This is a genomic window from Candidatus Nomurabacteria bacterium, assembly GCA_016699085.1.
Lineage (GTDB): Bacteria > Patescibacteriota > Minisyncoccia > Phycocordibacterales > UBA9973 > CAZLWF01.
The window spans coordinates 446,072-462,971 of sequence record CP064958.1; the positions used below are offsets into that span (position 1 = coordinate 446,072).

Consider the following 16,900-nt stretch of genomic DNA (forward strand, 5'->3'; position numbering starts at 1 on the left):
CACCTAGTGGGACGCCTTGTGCAAGGGAAGCGTTATCGTAAATGTTGTCCCTTCGCTATCTTTGCTCTCAAAGGTAATAGTTCCGCCATGTTCAGCGATGATATTTTTGACGGTATAGAGTCCGAGTCCTGAACCGATCTCTTCTTTTTCTTTTGCATTCGTTGCGCGGAAGAATTTCTCAAATATATGCTCTTGCTGGCTTTGGGGAATACCAATACCGGTGTCTTTAACCGTGAGGCTCACTGAGTCAGGATAGACATGGATGCCGATGAAGACCTTGTCGCCTTTGCGACTGTACTTGATAGCATTTTCGATGAGGTTTTGGATGACGACGCGGACTTTCTCCTTGTCGAAAGGCAAAAGTGGGATTGTTTCTTCTGGTCGTAGAAATACGATCTCGACGCCTTTCTTGAATGACTCACCAGTAAAGTCAAACAGCGTTGATTCGATAATATCCATCAGGTTATTCTCTTTGATATCGTAGGTAAGTGTCGCTTCGTCATTGTGATTTAGCGATAGCATTTCTTGGATGAGGGCAAGCATGCGCTCGTTTGAGCCATATGCTTTGCTCATCATTGAGTCTTGTTCTTGTGAGAGTTTGCCGAAGTCGCCATCAATAAACATTTTGAGTATCCACTTGATAGCAGAGAGGGAGGTACGCAGTTGGTGTGCTGCGATTGAAATCCATTCGCTTTTGACCTGATTCATTTTGTTCAGGCGCTCGTTTTCGCTCTTAAGTTTAGCCAACTCTTCTTCCATGGAAATAGTATAGCATCTACGATATAAATTCTTTACTGAATAAGTTGACAAACAGTTGTCGTAATGCTAATTTTGGTTCAAATTCATTAGTATGAAAATAAACATAGTTACAGATTGCACTGGCAACAAACAAGAGGTAATCAGAAATATATTTTCAGAAATATTTAAAAATGAGGCGATCGTAATATCTCTAAAAAAGGGCGAAAGCTTTGAAACTCCTCTAACACTAGAAGGCTTTCCATTAACTGTAAAGAAACGGTTTCAGTGGATAAAGAAGAATATCGATAACCCTGATGTTTATATCGCAACTATCCAAAAGGGTTACTACTATTCTCATGGACTGTGGTACCTCTGTGCATGTGTGGGAGTTGCATATCCTTTAATGGGTCTTCTTACGGCAATGACATCGAGTGTTCCTGTGGATCAAAATTGTTCTGAGAAAAAATCTCTCGACTTGTCCAAAAACATGAGTGATATCATTAAAGAGGAACATCCAGACTGGGATAAAGAAAATGGTTCTGTGTATGAATTATTTACAGCCGAGAATGAAACACTATGGCTTGAACAACCACTTCGCCACTGCCTCAAGTTTATTACTCATCGTAAGTAGGAATCTATAATCGAAAAGTTCAAAAGCCTTATATAAGGCTTTTTTTATTTTTCTTTTTTACTTGCGGAGGCGGTGAGATTCGCCGATACTGCGGCGGGTACTTTTCGACAAAATTCCTTAGAGTCTTTTGTAACGAAAAATCTTTCGAATCTCACACACGAGTATATTAGTAACGTCACTGAATAGGCATGTAAACCAGGCTAGCTTTTGATATTGGGGAAGTTTTTGATTTAGGTGCATCTTTATTTTTTAAGATAGCACTTACCTGAGGTGATGTTACTGGGTGTTCATAAGTACCTGTTGAGCATGCGCAATAAGTTCTCGCATGTTCGTAGATTGCGTGTATCTTTCCAAAAATTCAGTAATAGGTATTACTTCTCTACTCAGGGCATCCTCGCTCGGAGTAAATTCGCCGAGTTTGAAATCATTTGTTGTGTAGACTAGCATAACCATATCTTTGTAGTTGCCTTGCGTGTTAGATTCCACAATTGCGAAAAGTCTCGGGTGAGAAAAAGTCGCCCCAGCTTCTTCTTGTACTTCACGAATGAGAGCTTGTTCAGGTGTCTCACCCTTTTCAATATGTCCACCCGGAATATCCCACCCCCTCTCATTTTCTATTGCAAGAATTTGGGATCCATCAATCGCAACTAAAAATACTGCGCTCAGTAATTCCTCTTTTGGAAGGATTGTGTTCTCCTCTATATATGTAACAAAAAATTCTGGCATATTCTAAAAAATGCGGAGGGGGTGAGATTCAGCTACCTACAGAGCCTGGTACTTTTCCACCTTGCTACGCTCGTACGGAAAAGTCTTTCGAACCTCACCCGCATGTGAAGCAGTTCACATGCTCGCCAGCGCTTTCGCGAAGCTCAAGCGGAGGCGGTGAGATTCGAACTCACGGACCCGGTAAAGGGTCGACAGTTTAGTAAACTGTTGATTTAAACCACTCATCCACGCCTCCAATATATTTTTTTTTAACAAGATTCTCCCTCGACTTTCTTTTCGTCGCCACTCAAAGAAGTCTGGTCACCAGCTCATCCATTTTTTCTGCTGAAAAAATATGATTCCGCTGTTCGAATCTCACACGCAACGTGCGCAGGCACGTTGCTCGTCTCCGCAAAGTTTTTCTCTTCGCTAAAAGACTTTGCGGAGACGGCGAGATTCGAACTCGCGAGGGCTTTCACCCTGCCTCCTTAGCAAGGAGGTACGTTAGACCACTCTGACACGTCTCCATACTATATATAATTGTGAGGTTAATTTAGCATATTATTTCAAGTTTTGAAAACTTGATTTTAATCAATGTTTTATTGCATTCAAGATTGCCAAATATTCTTTTGACAATACATAAAGTAGATGGTATGTTTCGTGCAACTAAACTTCTTTGCAAATGAAGAAAACTCAGATTCTTATAGTTGATTTTGGCTGTCAGTATACGCTTGTCATTAGGCGTACCTTATCAGAACTTGGTTACCAGTCGTATGTCATCAGTCCCGAAAAAGTGTCGGAATATTTAGAAGAACATTCGCCGAAGGCTGTTATTCTTTCAGGTAGCAATGCGAGCGTCTATGATGAAAATGCACCGACCATTCCGCGAGATCTTTTGGAAGGAAATTACTTCGTGCTTGGCATCTGCTATGGCATGCAATTGATCTCTTATTTATTAGATACATTATCTGTTATCCGTGGTGATGAAAAACAGAAAGGTTACGGAGGTGTACAGGTGAAGCAGTATACAAGGAGCGTTCTCTTTGAGGGGTTGACTCATGAATTCCGTGTATGGGCAAGCCATGGAGATGTTGTTGCTCGAGTTCCGGCAGGCTTTACGATTACTGCGCTATCAGAGCAAGGTACCTCACAAGTTATTGAAGGGATGCAAAGTGAGACGAACAAGATTTTCGGCGTACAATTCCATCCGGAAGTTATCCAGACGGAAGACAATAATCACATTCTGAAAAATTTTGTTGAGCTTGCGGGATGTCATATCGATTGGAAACCTGATCAGACGATTGAATTCATACAGAGTGAGGCATTGGAAGCGATCGGCGAGGGTAAGGCCCTTCTCGGTGTCAGTGGCGGTGTCGATTCGATGACACTTGCAAGGATTTTATCGCCAAAATTAAAAAACAGGCTCTTTGCCTGTATTATTGACCATGGCGGTATGAGGAAGCATGAAGTGGCTGATGTTTGTGAAGTTGCAAAAATAGCTGGGATTGATCTTCGTGTCATTGATGCGAGCGACTATTTTCTCGAAACGATTGGGGACGCAGTAGATCCTGAAGAAAAGAGGAAAAGATTTCAGAAGGCATATGCAAAAACATTTGAGAAAATCATTGTCGAAGAGAAGATTACGCATATGATACAGGGGACGCTCGCAACAGACCTTATTGAGTCAGCGCATGCAGGCAAATCCTCGCATATTAAGACTCATCACAATGTCGGACTCGCGTTCTCAATACCTGAGATCATGCCGTTTCGCAATCTGTTCAAGTATGAAGTACGTGCTATTGCTCACACGCTCGGACTAGATAAAGCGATCGCAGAACGCAAACCGTTTCCAGGACCTGGTGAGTATTTGCGAATTCTTGGAATTCCAGTGACGAAAAAGTTACTCGAAGTTGTCAGTTGGGCGGATGATGCTATTACTGAAATTCTTAAGACAGAGAATTGCTATGATGATATCTCACAACTAGTCATCGCCTTAAATGGGGTAGAGACAGTAGGGATAAAAGGTAGTGCAAGATCTCTTTCGTATGCTATTGTTGTGCGGCCGGTCAAAAGTTCTGACTATATGACAACAAAGGCGTTCTACATTCCTGAAAGTGTTATGGAGCTCGTTACGAATGAAGTGACGAAGCACGAGCTCATCAACAGAGTGTGGTGGGATTATACACCTAAGCCACCAGCAACAACTGAATTTCAATAAATTAACAAAACTGCAGCCGTTGGTTGCAGTTTTTTTTGTCTATTATCTTCATGAATAATTCATGAGGGCGTATTACAATAGAGATATGAAAGTATTGGTTGTCGAAGATAATAAAAAACTTGCCGATGTGATGAAGCGCGGCCTTGAGCAGGAAGGCTTTGCTGTTGATACGCTCGGCGAGGGAATAGCAGCTGAGAAGCGAATACTGTTAAACACGATTGAGTACGATCTGGTTATTCTCGATCGTATGCTCCCTGGCAAAGATGGTGTTAGTATTTGCAGGTTTTGGCGTGCAGCGGATGTCACGATTCCTGTTATTATGCTTACTGCACTCGATACAACCAATGACAAAGTACTCGGTCTTGATGCTGGGGCAGATGATTATCTCGCCAAGCCATTTGCATTCGAAGAGCTTGTTGCTCGTGTGCGTGCACTCATGCGCCGACCAAAACAGTTAGAAGAAAATAAACTACAAGTGCAAGATATCATACTCGATACTACAGAGCATCGAGTTACAAAAGATGATACAGAAATAACTCTTACCCTTAAAGAATTTATGGTGCTTGAATACTTGATGCGTCATTGTGGTAAAGTCATTACTCGAGATACGCTGTATGACCATGCTTGGGATTTTGCTGACTCAACCCTTTCAAATACGGTCGATGTGCATATCAAAAATATCAGAAAAAAACTACATGACAATGGAACACTTATTGCGACCGTTCGCGGTGTTGGTTACAAAATGGAATAATGATGAACTGTTTGCTGCCCGGGTAAAGTTGATGCTTCTCTATACGGGGACGACGGTCGTGCTTCTGGGTACTTTTAGTTATCTGCTTTTTAGTTCCATTCAAACACAGCTTGGAACTTCGATACGTGAGCAAGTTGCTGATCCCATATTGCAAATACTCATTCTTGATAAGGCAAACGAAGTGCTCAAAAGCCGAATTATTTTTGCTGATCTAGTCGTGCTTGGTTTTGTTATTGTCATAGGGCTTCTCTTGACCGAGCGAACACTTGCCCCAGTACGAAAATCTATAAATCGTGAGCGGCGTTTTGTTGCTAATGCTTCCCATGAGCTCCGCACACCACTTGCTGTTATGAAAACAAATATTGAAGTTGCACTTCGTAATGAAAAAATGCCAAGTAGTCTCGCCCGAGAGACACTCGAAAATGTGCTCGTCGAAGTCAATGATATGACGACACTTGCTAATACACTTCTTGATCTTGCAAGGCAGAGAGAAAATACTATGACTACAGCAAGTGTTCCATTAATTGATGTTGTTACTGCTGCTGTGAAAAAATTGCAGCCGCTTCTGGATGAAAAGGGAATCATTGCGAATGTCTTTGCAGAAGCTACGGATATCACAATACAGGGAGATAACATAGCGCTTTTGCAGATGTCCTACAACATCTTGAATAATGCCATCCAATATAGTGAACGAGGAGATACGATTACGGTCAAAATTAAGAGAGATGATCTTGGTACTATTACTATTACTTTTGCTGATACGGGCATGGGCATTGCAAAAGATAAACTAGCATTTATTTTGCAGCCATTTTTCCGAGCAAACGATACGCATGATGGAACATTAAGTACTGGGCTTGGTCTTGCTATCGTCAAAGAGATAGTTGACCGTCATTATGGTTCGATCAATATAGAGAGTGAATTAGGCAAAGGGACGACAGTAGTAATAAGTTTTCCAAATATCTAACAATTACTTAATGCGCGACAGTAAACATGTAGACTTTTTTAGCTCCTGCAGATTTGAGTGCACGGGTTGCATCTTTGAGTGTGGCACCAGTGGTCGTTACATCATCGATCAAAAATATTGTCTGACCAAGAAGTGAGATATTTTTCTTAGCTGCAAAAACGCCTTCGACGTTCTTGAGTCGTTCCTGTCGGTTCTTGATCCTGGCTTGAGGTTCAGTATTTTTTATTTTCTCTAATATGCCGATACCATTTTTGAATAATTTTTCATGATCTGATGCAAGTATGGCTCGAACTAAAAGCTCGCTTTGGTTATAGCCGCGCTTGCGTTTGCGAGATTTACTAATGGGGATGGGAACTATGATCGGCGGATTACTTTTGCCGATGAGCTTTATCTCGACGTATTCCTCGAGGAGTTTTTCATAGAGCGCTTTGCCTAAATTCTCTGCAATGCCACGTTTGTTTTTATACTTCAAGACCCAAAGCGCATGCTTTACTATTGGATTTCTGTAATCAAAGAGACTAGTTGCTTTTGAATCTTTGTTTTCTCTGGGTTCATCAAATTTACTAATACAAGAAAAACATAAAAATTCACCTTTTTTCTTACACGAGAGGCAGTAGGTAGGGAAGATGATGTCTAAAATCATCCTATAAAAATTCATATACTATATGATATACTACATACGTATTTTTCTCATATGAATCCATTCTCAAAAATCTTATCAACTGGTTTGTCTGCATTTAGTAGTGGCAATAAAGGCGAGAGTGTTGTTGGTATTGATATTGGTTCATCCGCTATCAAAGTTGTTCAACTTAGGCGCAAAGGTGCAAAAGCAATCCTCGAAACCTATGGCGCACTCGCGCTTGGGCCGTATGCTGGAGTAGAAGTTGGTCATACGACTAATTTGCCGCCAGATAAATTAAGCCTAGCCCTTACCGATGTGCTTCGAGAAGCAAGTATTACGACTAAAGAGTGTGCGATTTCAATCCCGGCAGCTTCGAGCTTGGTGTTTCTGATAAACTTGCCATCATCAATTTCAGAAAAAGAATTGCCGAACGTCATTGCAACTGAAGCCCGCAAATATATCCCGGTACCCATAACTGAAGTCTCCCTCGATTGGTGGATTATTCCAAAGAAAGAGGAATCTTTTGAGGAAAGTCCGACCGAAGGGGCAATGGTAGCAAAACGAGAAATTCTTATTGCAGCAATTCATAATGAAACGATTCAAAAATACCGAGATATCGTGAAGTCTACTGCGCTTGATGCTTCCTTTTTTGAAATTGAACTTTTCTCGAGCATACGAAGTAGCTTCAATCATGAGCTCTCGACGGTGCTTATTATCGATATGGGGGCTATGAAAACCAAGCTTTCAATTATTGAATATGGCATTGTGCATAAATTCCATACTATTAATCGCGGGTCGCAGGATATTAGTAGTGCACTCGCAACGTCGCTTAATGTTACTTTTTTGCAAGGTGAACAAACTAAGCGTGAATTTGGACTCCTCGGTAACCCAGCTGATCCGAGCGTTGCACAAGTCGTCAAATTATCGATTGATTATATTTTATCTGAAACAGCTAGTGTTATTTTAAATTATGAGCGTGAACAAAATAAAACCATCAGTAAGGTTATTTTGACAGGTGGGGGAGTACTGTTGAAAGGTTTCTTGCCGGCGGCACAGGAAGCATTTAAAAGTGAAGTCATTTTGGCCAAGCCATTTGATAAAGTAGAAGCACCAGCATTTCTCGATAAGGTATTGGAGAGTGCAGGACCTGAATTTGCCGTTGCTGCAGGTCTCGCACTTCGACAACTTGAGCAGAATAGTTAGGTTATACACTATACATTGCACACGTTGCATATTAGAATGAGAGTAGTTATTTATTTTTTTAGTTTATTCCTTCTCAATGGATAAAGAAGCTCAAACATCTTTCATACCCAAGAAATCACTTTCTGAAGAACGAATACAATCGTCTCAGCCAGTTTCGCTCACTGTATTTATTGGTACGATCATATTTTTTGCATCAATTGCAGCCGCAGCAGGTGCGTATTTTTATCATGCAGTGCTCGTCAAGCGCGTAGATGATATGTCAAATCAGCTTGAGCTCGCTAAATCACGCTTTGAACCATCGCTTATCAATGATTTACAGACGCTCGATAGGAGGATAAACGGTTCTGATCAGTTACTTGCAGGACATACGATTGTAAGCCCCTTGCTTGATTCATTACAAGCTCTGACGTTAAAGACGATCAGGTATACTAAATTTGATTATGATATCGGCAAGTCTGATACTACGCTTGGTACAGATGTCGTCGTTAATATGGACGGTCAATCTGCAAGTGGTTATACACCAATCGCGCTTCAGGCAGATGTATTTTCACAAAATAAATATATCAAAGACCCTGTCTTTTCTAGCTTAACGATTGATCCATTTGGTAAAGTAAATTTTCATCTCACTTTTTCAGTTGATAGATCATTTGTCTCATATCAAGAAATGATTAATCGTCAAGCTGGCATACCTCAGGCTCCAGAAAACACTATAATAACCGTGCCAGCAGAACCAATACTTTCTCCAGCACAGCCGTCACCTGCATTACCAACTAATAGTACAACCACCAACTAGTATGTTGCGCTTTATTTTCCCAGCTGTACTAGTCTCCCTTGCGATTGGGCTTTTCTTATTGGTAACCAATCCAATGTATAAAGAGGTCAAAGAGTTACAAGTCAAAGAAGCAGCGTTTGGTCAGGCACTTGCCAATGCCAAACAACTTGAAGAAAAGCGAGATGAGCTGGTAGCAAAGTATAATGAATTTTCTCCAGAACAAATTGAGCAGTTGCGCAAACTATTACCTGACAATGTCGACAATATTCGCCTTATTCTTGAAATCGATTCTGTTGCGGCCAAGTATGGCATGTCACTTACGAATGTCAGTGTCAGTCCAACTCTTAAGAAAGATGCATCAGGCAAGCCAATCGATGAAGGTGGTGCCGCACTTGCGCTCCAGGACCAGGAATACGGTCTGTTTGATATGTCATTTGCCGTTCAGACGAATTACGAGAATTTTTATACATTTCTAAAAGATATTGAGCAAGGGCTACGCATTGTTGATATTCAAAGTATATCGTTTGATGCGATTAGTGATAAAGACTTGTACATCTTTAATTTTAAAATTCGTACCTATTGGCTTAAGAATTAACTATGGGAAAGATTATCAAAAAAATAATAATTTTTATTGTCGTCGCTGGGATTTTGTTTGTGGCATACACCTTTATTTCTGGTAAGAAAGATTCAACCGATACCTTGGTTACTGTTGGCGAAACTCCAGAGATGCAGACTACAGGCACAAGTGTTGGAGAAGATTTTCTCAATACGCTACTTAACATGCAGGCAATAAAACTAAACGGAGATATTTTCTCCAATCCATCTTTCACAAGCTTGAAAGATTATAGTATAACGCTTGTGCAATTAGGTAATCAGGGGCGTGCAAATCCTTTTGCACCAATTGGGGCTGATACTTCAGAGAGTACTGTTGTCCCAACAGTCCAAATTACGACTAATCCTGTTACTCAAACAACACAATCATCTGCTGTTGCAAATGGTGTACTTGCAAGTGGTATGATTGCCACCGAACGATGGTTTGAATGGGGATTGACGCAGACATTAGGTGCGGTTACGGTAAAACAAACTAGTAGTACGGTACCATTTACAGCTACTATTGCAGGATTGTCTCCAGCGACAACCTACTATGTAAAAGCGGCAGCAAAGATTGATGGTCAAATAGTGTATGGAAGCGTTATCTCCTTCAAGACCTTAAGTGCTGGACTTAATTAGTGATCATTTTGAATTTATATGACTTTTTTAGACAACCTCGCAACCCAGGGTCTTATTCGAGAAAATCAAATTAATGAAATAGCACGCCTTGCAGATGAAAAGCATGCAGGTGATATTGATGCAGTGCTTTTGGAGCTTGGACTTGAGGCTCAAAAACTTCTTGAACTAAAGGGAGCGTATTACAGTATTCCCACAAAAACTGTTGACCCAAAATCGGTTACCTTTGAAATATTGAAATATATTCCTGAAGATTCAGCAAAGCACTATATGTTTGTGCCGCTTGCAGTTACTGCTGGTGTTTTGGAAGTTGGTGTTGTTGAGCCAGATAATTTTGAGGCTATTGATGCGCTGCAATTTATCACCTCTAAGCTTGGGGTGCCCTACAAGATTTTTTTGATTACAAAGAAGAATTTTGAAGCAGTTTTAAATAATTATAAAGGGCTGAGTGGAGAAGTTGATCAAGCGATCTCCGAAATTGATTCTGAGCTTGCTGATGTAGATACCAAGGATGTTAAAATCGAAAATAATAAAATACAAAACACGCTCAAACCGGGACAAGAAGAGCAGATTATAGAAGAAGCGCCGATTATAAAAATTGTGGCAGTTATTGTCCGGCATGCAACTGAAGGTAATGCATCTGATATCCATATCGAAAATACAGGTGATAAAGTTAAAGTCCGCTTCCGTATTGATGGAACACTGCATACAAGTCTTGTTTTGCCGCTCAATGTTTATGCCGGCATCGTTGCGCGTATCAAGATCATGGCGAAGCTTCGCTTAGATGAAAAGCGTAAGCCTCAAGACGGTAGTTTTGCAACAAAAATTGCTGGTAGAAAAGTTGAATTTCGTGTCTCAACATTTCCTGCATATTATGGCGAGAAAGTTGTTATGCGTATCTTGGATTCGGAAAAAGGTGTTAAGACGCTTGATCAGCTTGGCTTAAATGAGCGCAATATGGGTCTTGTTCGTGGTGCATTGAAGCGTCCGTATGGACTTATTTTGATTACTGGTCCAACTGGGTCTGGTAAATCAACAACGCTTTATTCGATGTTAAATGAAATAGATCGCGAGAAACAAAATGTTGTCTCACTTGAAGATCCAGTCGAATATCAAATTCCAGATGTTAACCAATCCCAAGTCATGCCTGAAATCGGTTATACCTTTGCTTCAGGCCTTCGATCCATACTGCGTCAGGACCCTGACATAATCATGGTTGGAGAAATCCGTGATAAAGAAACTGCTCAGCTCGCTATTCAGGCTGCATTGACTGGTCATTTAGTGTTTTCAACACTACACACCAACAATGCAATTGGTGTTATCCCGCGTCTCATTGATATGGGCGTTGATCCTTATTTGATCGCGCCGACGCTTATCCTCTCTGTGGCCCAGCGTCTAGCTCGTGTGGTATGCCCAGATTCTCGCAAGCAAGTACCAATGGATGATACGATGCGACAAATTATGGCTAAAGAATTTACTGATTTACCAGAAGAAGCTAAAAAACAAATTCCAACCGATAATGTTATGTACGAAGTCGTGCCGTCGCCAGAATGTCCCAATGGTACCCATGATCGTATGGCGGTATTTGAAATGTTTGCAGTCGATAAAGAAATGCAGCACATAATATTGACGAGTCCGATTGAAAGTGAAATTTATAAATCCGCTAGGAGTCGAGGTATGCTCACGATGAAAGAAGATGCGATTATCAAAAGTTTGCAGGGTATACTACCGTTCCAAGAAATCTATAATGATTTATAAAATGAAGAACCAGTGCTATACTATATACGTATATTTATTTTTACTACAGTAGTGAGAAAAGAGTTATTGAAAAAGTATGGATTACATAAAAGAAGTTGATGAACTCATAACTACTCTCATCCGCGAAGGCGGATCAGATTTGCATATTGCAGGCATGCGTTACCCTGCTATTCGCGTAGCAGGGCAGTTGATATTCCTCGTCAAGAGAAATGTGTATACGAAAGAAGATTCATTAGGAGTTTTGAATGTACTCTTGGGGGATGAAAAGTTTAAGCTCTTCCTAGTCAATCAAGAAGTTGATTTCTCCTATGAATTCAAAGGACAAGCAAGACTTCGAGGTAATGCATTTTATACCAAAGGTATTGTAGCAATCGCACTTCGTCTTATCCCTGAAGTGAAATCACTCGCAGAACTTCATCTGCCAGCTATCATTGAAACATTTACTAGAAAAAAACAAGGTTTTTTCTTGGTTGTCGGCCCAGTGGGACAAGGCAAGTCTACAACGCTAGCTTCGATGATTAACCTCATCAACAATGAACGCGCAGAGCATATTGTCACTATCGAAGACCCGATCGAATACATGTATCAACCAAAACATGCGATTATTGATCAACGTGAAATTGGTATAGATACCAAAGATTTCAATACTGCACTCAAATCGATTTTCCGTGAAGATGTTAACGTGATCTTGATCGGTGAAATGCGAAGCCATGAGACTATAGCTACCGCTGTCAGTGCTGCAGAAACTGGCCACCTTGTACTTTCGACGCTCCACACCAACAATGCATCCCAGACGATTGATCGTATTATAGATACATTCCCTGGTAATCAGCAAGATCAAATTCGCGTGCAGCTCGCGTCGTCTCTCTTGGGTGTATTCTCTCAGCGTCTTATCCCAAAAATCACCGGTGGACTCGTGCCGGCATATGAGCTTTTAATAAACAATACAGCAGTATCAAATTTGATCCGTGAGAAACGCACACATGAAATCGATGTTGTTATTGAAACTGGTTATGAGCAAGGCATGATTGACATGAACCGATCGTTGCTAGAGCTCGTTCGGGCAGGGGAGATCACGATGGACAATGCGTACCTCTATTCATTTAATCCAAAGAACTTGGAGCGCTTGGCATAATCACATGCAATATAAATATAAAATCGTTACCACAGGAGGCGAAAATAAAGAAGGACTTATTGAAGCTCGCACAAAAGACCTGGCTATTGCAGCCTTGCAGCGCCGAGGTTTTGTGGTTGTCTCGATCAAAGGTGAAGAAGATAAGAAATTAGGATTGAAGATGTCTCTCTTTGAGAAGGTGAAAGTGAAAGACGTCGTAATTCTATCGCGTCAGATTGCAACATTGTTTGAGGCGCAAGTTTCAGCACTCAAGGCATTCTCACTTCTCGCTTCGAATGTTGAGAATCCGCTCTTGTCAAAAAAGCTTACGCAGCTTGTTGACGATCTTCAGGCTGGTTATTCTATTTCTGGTGCAATGGAAAAACACCCCGATGTCTTCTCAGATTTCTATGTCAACATGGTTAAAGCTGGTGAAGAGTCTGGGAAGCTTACCCAAACATTTAATTTCTTGGCAGATTATTTGGATAGAAACTATGCACTGGCATCAAAGACTAAAAATGCATTGATTTATCCAGCGTTTGTCATATTTACATTCTTTGCGGTGATGGGGATTATGTTTACCGTGGTTATTCCAAAGTTGTCACAAATTATTAAAGAAAGTGGGCAAACAGTGCCCTTGTATACCAAAGTGGTTATTGCCATGAGTGACTTCTTTGTTCATTACGGCATCTTTGTCCTTATTATCCTTGCAATGGGAGTTGGCTATGTTTGGTATCTCTCAAGAGGTGACTCTGGCAAGCAATACTTGGATGGGATTAAACTCTCATTTCCAATTATCGGCAAAGTTTTCACTAAATTCTATTTAGCACGAGTTGCTGACAATCTGGATACTATGCTTTCTTCAGGTATTTCAATCGTTCGATCAATCGAAATCACTGGGGCTGTGGTTGGGAACCGAGTATATGCTGCTGTTATGAAACAAGCAGAAGAAGACGTCAAAGCAGGTAGCTCGTTTTCTGATGCATTAGCAAAGCATGCCATGATGCCACCGATACTTGTGCAAATGGTGAAAGTTGGTGAAGAAACTGGTTCACTCGGCTCAATACTCAAAACCTTGGCGAAGTTTTACAAGCGCGAAGTTGATGATGCTGTTGATACTATGGTTGGGCTTATCGAGCCGATTATGATTGTGGCGCTTGGTCTTGCTGTCGGTGTGTTATTGGCCTCAGTTCTTATGCCGATTTACAATATCGCCGGCGGTATACAATAAAAATATTCTTAAACTTATCCACAGCCCTTCCTTTACAGGCATTCTAGGTATCCATGCTAAAATAAATCCATTACAAAGTAAGTCTTGCCAGCATCACCCATTATTATTATCGTGAGGTTGGCGACAAAAGTTAATTTATTATGGAAAAGAATAACAAAGGTTTTACACTTATCGAACTTTTGGTCGTTATTGCGATCATTGGTATTTTGGCGTCAGTTGTGTTGGCATCACTTAACTCAGCCCGAAGTAAAGGTGCTGATGCAGCGATCAAAGCTAACCTGACAAATGTTCGTGCACAAAATGAGCTCTTTTATGACTCAAATGGTAGTCAGTATGCAAAAGGTACTGGTATCACAGCTGCGGTAACAGCTTGTACTGCAACAATTGGTACAAACACAGCCAATATCTTCTCTATTATCAATGACGCTAATGTGTTCAATGCTGTAACTCAGGCTTCTGCGCAAGCAGGTGGCACAAACACTTGTGGATACTGGAGCACAGCTACAGCTTGGGCTATTGCAGTGAAGCTTAAAACTTCAGATGGTGCTGGTGCTGGTAATTCACTAGTTGATGCATGGTGTGTCGATAGTACTGGTCAAGGCAAAGGATATACCTATGCAACAGGTGAAAACGTTTTGAATGCAATCAGTACAACCACAGGTGCTTGTATATAATATCTATCTGAATTATTACAAAACAAAAACCGCTTATGCGGTTTTTGTTTTGGTTATCTGTATACAACCTATGCTATACTTCATATAGTTTTAATCATATATTCTCATTACTTGTATATGTTACTTTATTATTTTGCTCTCTTTATATTAGGTACACTCATTGGTAGTTTTCTCAATGTTGTTATTTACCGCTTTCAAACTGGCAAGGGGCTCGGTGGTAGATCAATGTGTATGTCATGTGGCAAAACACTTCACTGGTATGAATTACTCCCGATTGTGAGTTTTGTTATTCAACATAGACGCTGTACAAAATGCAAAAGCAAAATTGCCTGGCAGTATCCGATCGTTGAAGCAATAACAGGGCTAGTATTTGTTGCACTTGCAGCAAAGTACTATATGCCAGGTGCTACACTATGGCAGTTTCTAGCTCCGCTCCTATTTGCTGTTTTCTGTATGTGTCTACTTATTGTTATATCGGTCTATGATCTTAAGCATATGATCATACCAAATCGGCTGTGCTACTTATTTATAGCGCTCACCTTTCTTAATCTTTTCATTTCACCAGCTGGTATAACAGTGCCTGAGCTTTGGCATCTCTTGGGTGGCATACTCTTGCCATTACCGTTTTTCTTGTTGTGGTACTTCTCAGATGGCAAGCTTATGGGATTTGGGGATATTAAACTTATGATTGGTATTGGTTTTTTGCTTGGTATTGCAATGGGAATCGCAGCACTTATGATTGCATTTTGGTCTGGAGCGTTAGTTGCGATCGTCTTATTATTTTTTAGAAAAAAACGTTATACTATGAAGAGTGAAGTGCCATTTGGGCCGTTTTTAGTACTGGGAACTTTTATTATGTATGCTTTCGGTACGTGCCTTGTGCAACTTTTCCCATATTTTTCACTATAGCAATACAGCTTGGATGCAAAATTTCAAGCATATACAATGATATATAACGCATACCACTTACTAGGTAAATATTTAAAATCAAAGCTTGCGATTGCAGGTAGTGATAATCGCGGGCTTACTTTTATTGAGCTTATCGTTGTACTTTCAATTGTTGGTGCAATATCAAGTACCGTACTTTTTCAATTTGGCTCTTTTTCTAGTAACGTGACATTGCAAAATTTGGCGCAAGATATTGCTCTCATTATTAAGAAAGCCCAGACCAATGCCATATCAGGTAGCTTGTCGAGTGGGTTTATTGCTGGCCAGGCGCCTTCATATGGTGTTAATTTTGATACAACATCTGGCAACCAGAATAAATTTAACTACTTTCGAGATATTGGTACGGTCGGAATTACTCCGGACGGTATTTTAAACGGTAACTGCAATAACCCAGGTGCTTCAGGTAATGAATGTTTGGGAGTAACAACGATCCAATCTTCTGATACTATTGTTTCCCTTTGTGACGGTGGTGGTAAATGTACATACAAGAATCTTTCAGTTACATTCTCACGTCCATTTCCTGATCCGACATTCCGAACAAAGACTGCTGGTGTTGCTGTACCGCTAACGACGGGCGGTGCTCAGATTGTTATTCAATCTGCGAAAGGCTTAAAGAAGACGATTATTATTTGGCCAATCGGACAAATCAGCGTTGTTGATGGTGATGCAAAGAATTTATTTCCTAATGGCGGCTCTACCTTATGATGCATAACAAACTAAAAGATACATCTGCATTTACTTTGATCGAAATTATGATTGCTGTCGCACTTTTTTCTATTATTATGACGATTGGTATTGGTGCGGTACTTAATGTCACCAAATTGCACAAAAAAAGCCAAGCCACCCGTAATGTGCTTGATAATATTGATTTCATCATGGAGGATATGACGAGAAATATCAGACTTGGTACTCTCTACCATTGCAATATTTATGCAGCAAGTGCGATTAATATCCCAAATGATTGCCCAATTACATCAAGCACTCCCGAGCCATATTTTTCTTTTGCTTTTGAGCCAGTTGGAGGCAATACTGCGGATTTGTCTGATCAAGTCGTGTATCGAATGCAGTCAGTCGGAAACTATTATCAGCTTATCAAAGGTAAAGGTACCGACCAATCGAAAGATCAAATATTGACGCCAGCTGAAGTGCATATATTTAAATCATCTGGTTTCAATGTGGTTAATGCTAGTAATCTTACGGGCCTCCAACCAATGGTAACAATACGGTTAGTTGGTGAAATAGTTTTTCAAGATATCAAAACTCCATTTGCCATACAAACAACCGTCACTGAACGACAGATTAATTGTGATACTACCTGTGATTTAGTTCCAATAACTAATTAAA

Annotated in this window: 18 protein-coding genes and 2 tRNA genes; 15 read left to right on the forward strand and 5 right to left on the reverse strand. The window is 40.5% G+C overall.

What is annotated here, in order from left to right; all coding sequences use genetic code 11:
• Positions 1 to 3: 3 nt before the first annotated feature.
• Positions 4 to 759, reverse strand: a complete 756-nt coding sequence (locus IPF86_02385; protein QQR49916.1) for a HAMP domain-containing histidine kinase — start codon at positions 757 to 759, stop codon at positions 4 to 6.
• A 91-nt stretch (positions 760 to 850) separates the two neighbouring features.
• Here IPF86_02385 and IPF86_02390 point away from each other — a divergent pair, with 91 nt between their 5' ends.
• Positions 851 to 1,369 carry a hypothetical protein gene (locus tag IPF86_02390; protein ID QQR49917.1) on the forward strand — a complete coding sequence of 173 codons (519 nt, stop codon included), beginning with the start codon at positions 851 to 853 and terminating at the stop codon, positions 1,367 to 1,369.
• A 276-nt stretch (positions 1,370 to 1,645) separates the two neighbouring features.
• Here the strand turns inward: IPF86_02390 and IPF86_02395 are convergent, their stop codons facing one another.
• The 3 genes from IPF86_02395 to IPF86_02405 form a co-directional block, all read right to left on the reverse strand.
• Positions 1,646 to 2,095: an NUDIX domain-containing protein gene (locus IPF86_02395; protein ID QQR49918.1), complete on the reverse strand. Its 450-nt coding sequence runs from the start codon at positions 2,093 to 2,095 to the stop codon at positions 1,646 to 1,648.
• Between the two features lie 148 nt (positions 2,096 to 2,243).
• Positions 2,244 to 2,330: transfer RNA gene (locus tag IPF86_02400), tRNA-Ser, on the reverse strand.
• 186 nt (positions 2,331 to 2,516) lie between these two features.
• Positions 2,517 to 2,601: transfer RNA gene (locus IPF86_02405), tRNA-Ser, on the reverse strand.
• Between the two features lie 155 nt (positions 2,602 to 2,756).
• On the opposite strand from IPF86_02405, the gene guaA reads away from it, so the two are divergent.
• The 3 genes from guaA to IPF86_02420 all read left to right on the forward strand — a co-directional run bounded on the left by guaA (position 2,757) and on the right by IPF86_02420 (position 6,007).
• The gene (guaA, locus tag IPF86_02410; GenBank protein QQR49919.1) at positions 2,757 to 4,292 is read left to right on the forward strand and encodes a glutamine-hydrolyzing GMP synthase; all 1,536 of its coding nucleotides are present in this window, start codon (positions 2,757 to 2,759) and stop codon (positions 4,290 to 4,292) included.
• 85 nt (positions 4,293 to 4,377) lie between these two features.
• A complete protein-coding gene (locus tag IPF86_02415; protein QQR49920.1) occupies positions 4,378 to 5,043 on the forward strand; it encodes a response regulator transcription factor in 666 nt (221 codons plus the stop codon).
• Positions 4,994 to 6,007: a HAMP domain-containing histidine kinase gene (locus tag IPF86_02420; GenBank protein QQR49921.1), complete on the forward strand. Its 1,014-nt coding sequence runs from the start codon at positions 4,994 to 4,996 to the stop codon at positions 6,005 to 6,007. The genes IPF86_02415 and IPF86_02420 overlap by 50 nt, the downstream gene beginning before the upstream one ends.
• A gap of 7 nt (positions 6,008 to 6,014) precedes the next feature.
• On the opposite strand, the gene IPF86_02425 is transcribed toward IPF86_02420, so the two are convergent.
• Positions 6,015 to 6,665 carry a ComF family protein gene (locus IPF86_02425; GenBank protein ID QQR49922.1) on the reverse strand — a complete coding sequence of 217 codons (651 nt, stop codon included), beginning with the start codon at positions 6,663 to 6,665 and terminating at the stop codon, positions 6,015 to 6,017.
• Positions 6,666 to 6,701: 36 nt separating this feature from the next.
• Between IPF86_02425 and pilM the strand changes: the two genes are divergently transcribed.
• The 11 genes from pilM (at position 6,702) to IPF86_02480 (ending at position 16,899) form a co-directional block, all read left to right on the forward strand.
• Positions 6,702 to 7,832 (forward strand): type IV pilus assembly protein PilM, encoded by a 1,131-nt coding sequence (gene pilM, locus IPF86_02430; GenBank protein QQR49923.1) that lies wholly within the window; start codon positions 6,702 to 6,704, stop codon positions 7,830 to 7,832.
• Between the two features lie 76 nt (positions 7,833 to 7,908).
• Positions 7,909 to 8,625 (forward strand): hypothetical protein, encoded by a 717-nt coding sequence (locus IPF86_02435; protein ID QQR49924.1) that lies wholly within the window; start codon positions 7,909 to 7,911, stop codon positions 8,623 to 8,625.
• A 1-nt stretch (position 8,626) separates the two neighbouring features.
• Positions 8,627 to 9,199, forward strand: a complete 573-nt coding sequence (locus tag IPF86_02440; protein QQR49925.1) for a hypothetical protein — start codon at positions 8,627 to 8,629, stop codon at positions 9,197 to 9,199.
• 2 nt (positions 9,200 to 9,201) lie between these two features.
• Positions 9,202 to 9,834: a hypothetical protein gene (locus IPF86_02445; GenBank protein ID QQR49926.1), complete on the forward strand. Its 633-nt coding sequence runs from the start codon at positions 9,202 to 9,204 to the stop codon at positions 9,832 to 9,834.
• Between the two features lie 18 nt (positions 9,835 to 9,852).
• A complete protein-coding gene (locus IPF86_02450) occupies positions 9,853 to 11,589 on the forward strand; it encodes a type II/IV secretion system protein (protein ID QQR49927.1) in 1,737 nt (578 codons plus the stop codon).
• 76 nt (positions 11,590 to 11,665) lie between these two features.
• Positions 11,666 to 12,724: a PilT/PilU family type 4a pilus ATPase gene (locus IPF86_02455; GenBank protein QQR49928.1), complete on the forward strand. Its 1,059-nt coding sequence runs from the start codon at positions 11,666 to 11,668 to the stop codon at positions 12,722 to 12,724.
• A 4-nt stretch (positions 12,725 to 12,728) separates the two neighbouring features.
• Positions 12,729 to 13,934 carry a type II secretion system F family protein gene (locus tag IPF86_02460; protein QQR49929.1) on the forward strand — a complete coding sequence of 402 codons (1,206 nt, stop codon included), beginning with the start codon at positions 12,729 to 12,731 and terminating at the stop codon, positions 13,932 to 13,934.
• Between the two features lie 140 nt (positions 13,935 to 14,074).
• Entirely contained in the window at positions 14,075 to 14,608 is a 534-nt protein-coding gene (locus IPF86_02465) for a type II secretion system protein (protein ID QQR49930.1), read from the forward strand.
• 117 nt (positions 14,609 to 14,725) lie between these two features.
• Positions 14,726 to 15,517, forward strand: coding sequence for a prepilin peptidase (locus IPF86_02470; protein ID QQR49931.1), 792 nt, complete (start codon positions 14,726 to 14,728; stop codon positions 15,515 to 15,517).
• 36 nt (positions 15,518 to 15,553) lie between these two features.
• The gene (locus IPF86_02475) at positions 15,554 to 16,261 is read left to right on the forward strand and encodes a type II secretion system protein (GenBank protein QQR49932.1); all 708 of its coding nucleotides are present in this window, start codon (positions 15,554 to 15,556) and stop codon (positions 16,259 to 16,261) included.
• On the forward strand, positions 16,258 to 16,899 hold the full coding sequence (locus IPF86_02480) for a prepilin-type N-terminal cleavage/methylation domain-containing protein (GenBank protein QQR49933.1): 642 nt from the start codon (positions 16,258 to 16,260) through the stop codon (positions 16,897 to 16,899). The genes IPF86_02475 and IPF86_02480 overlap by 4 nt, the downstream gene beginning before the upstream one ends.
• Position 16,900 lies beyond the last annotated feature (1 nt).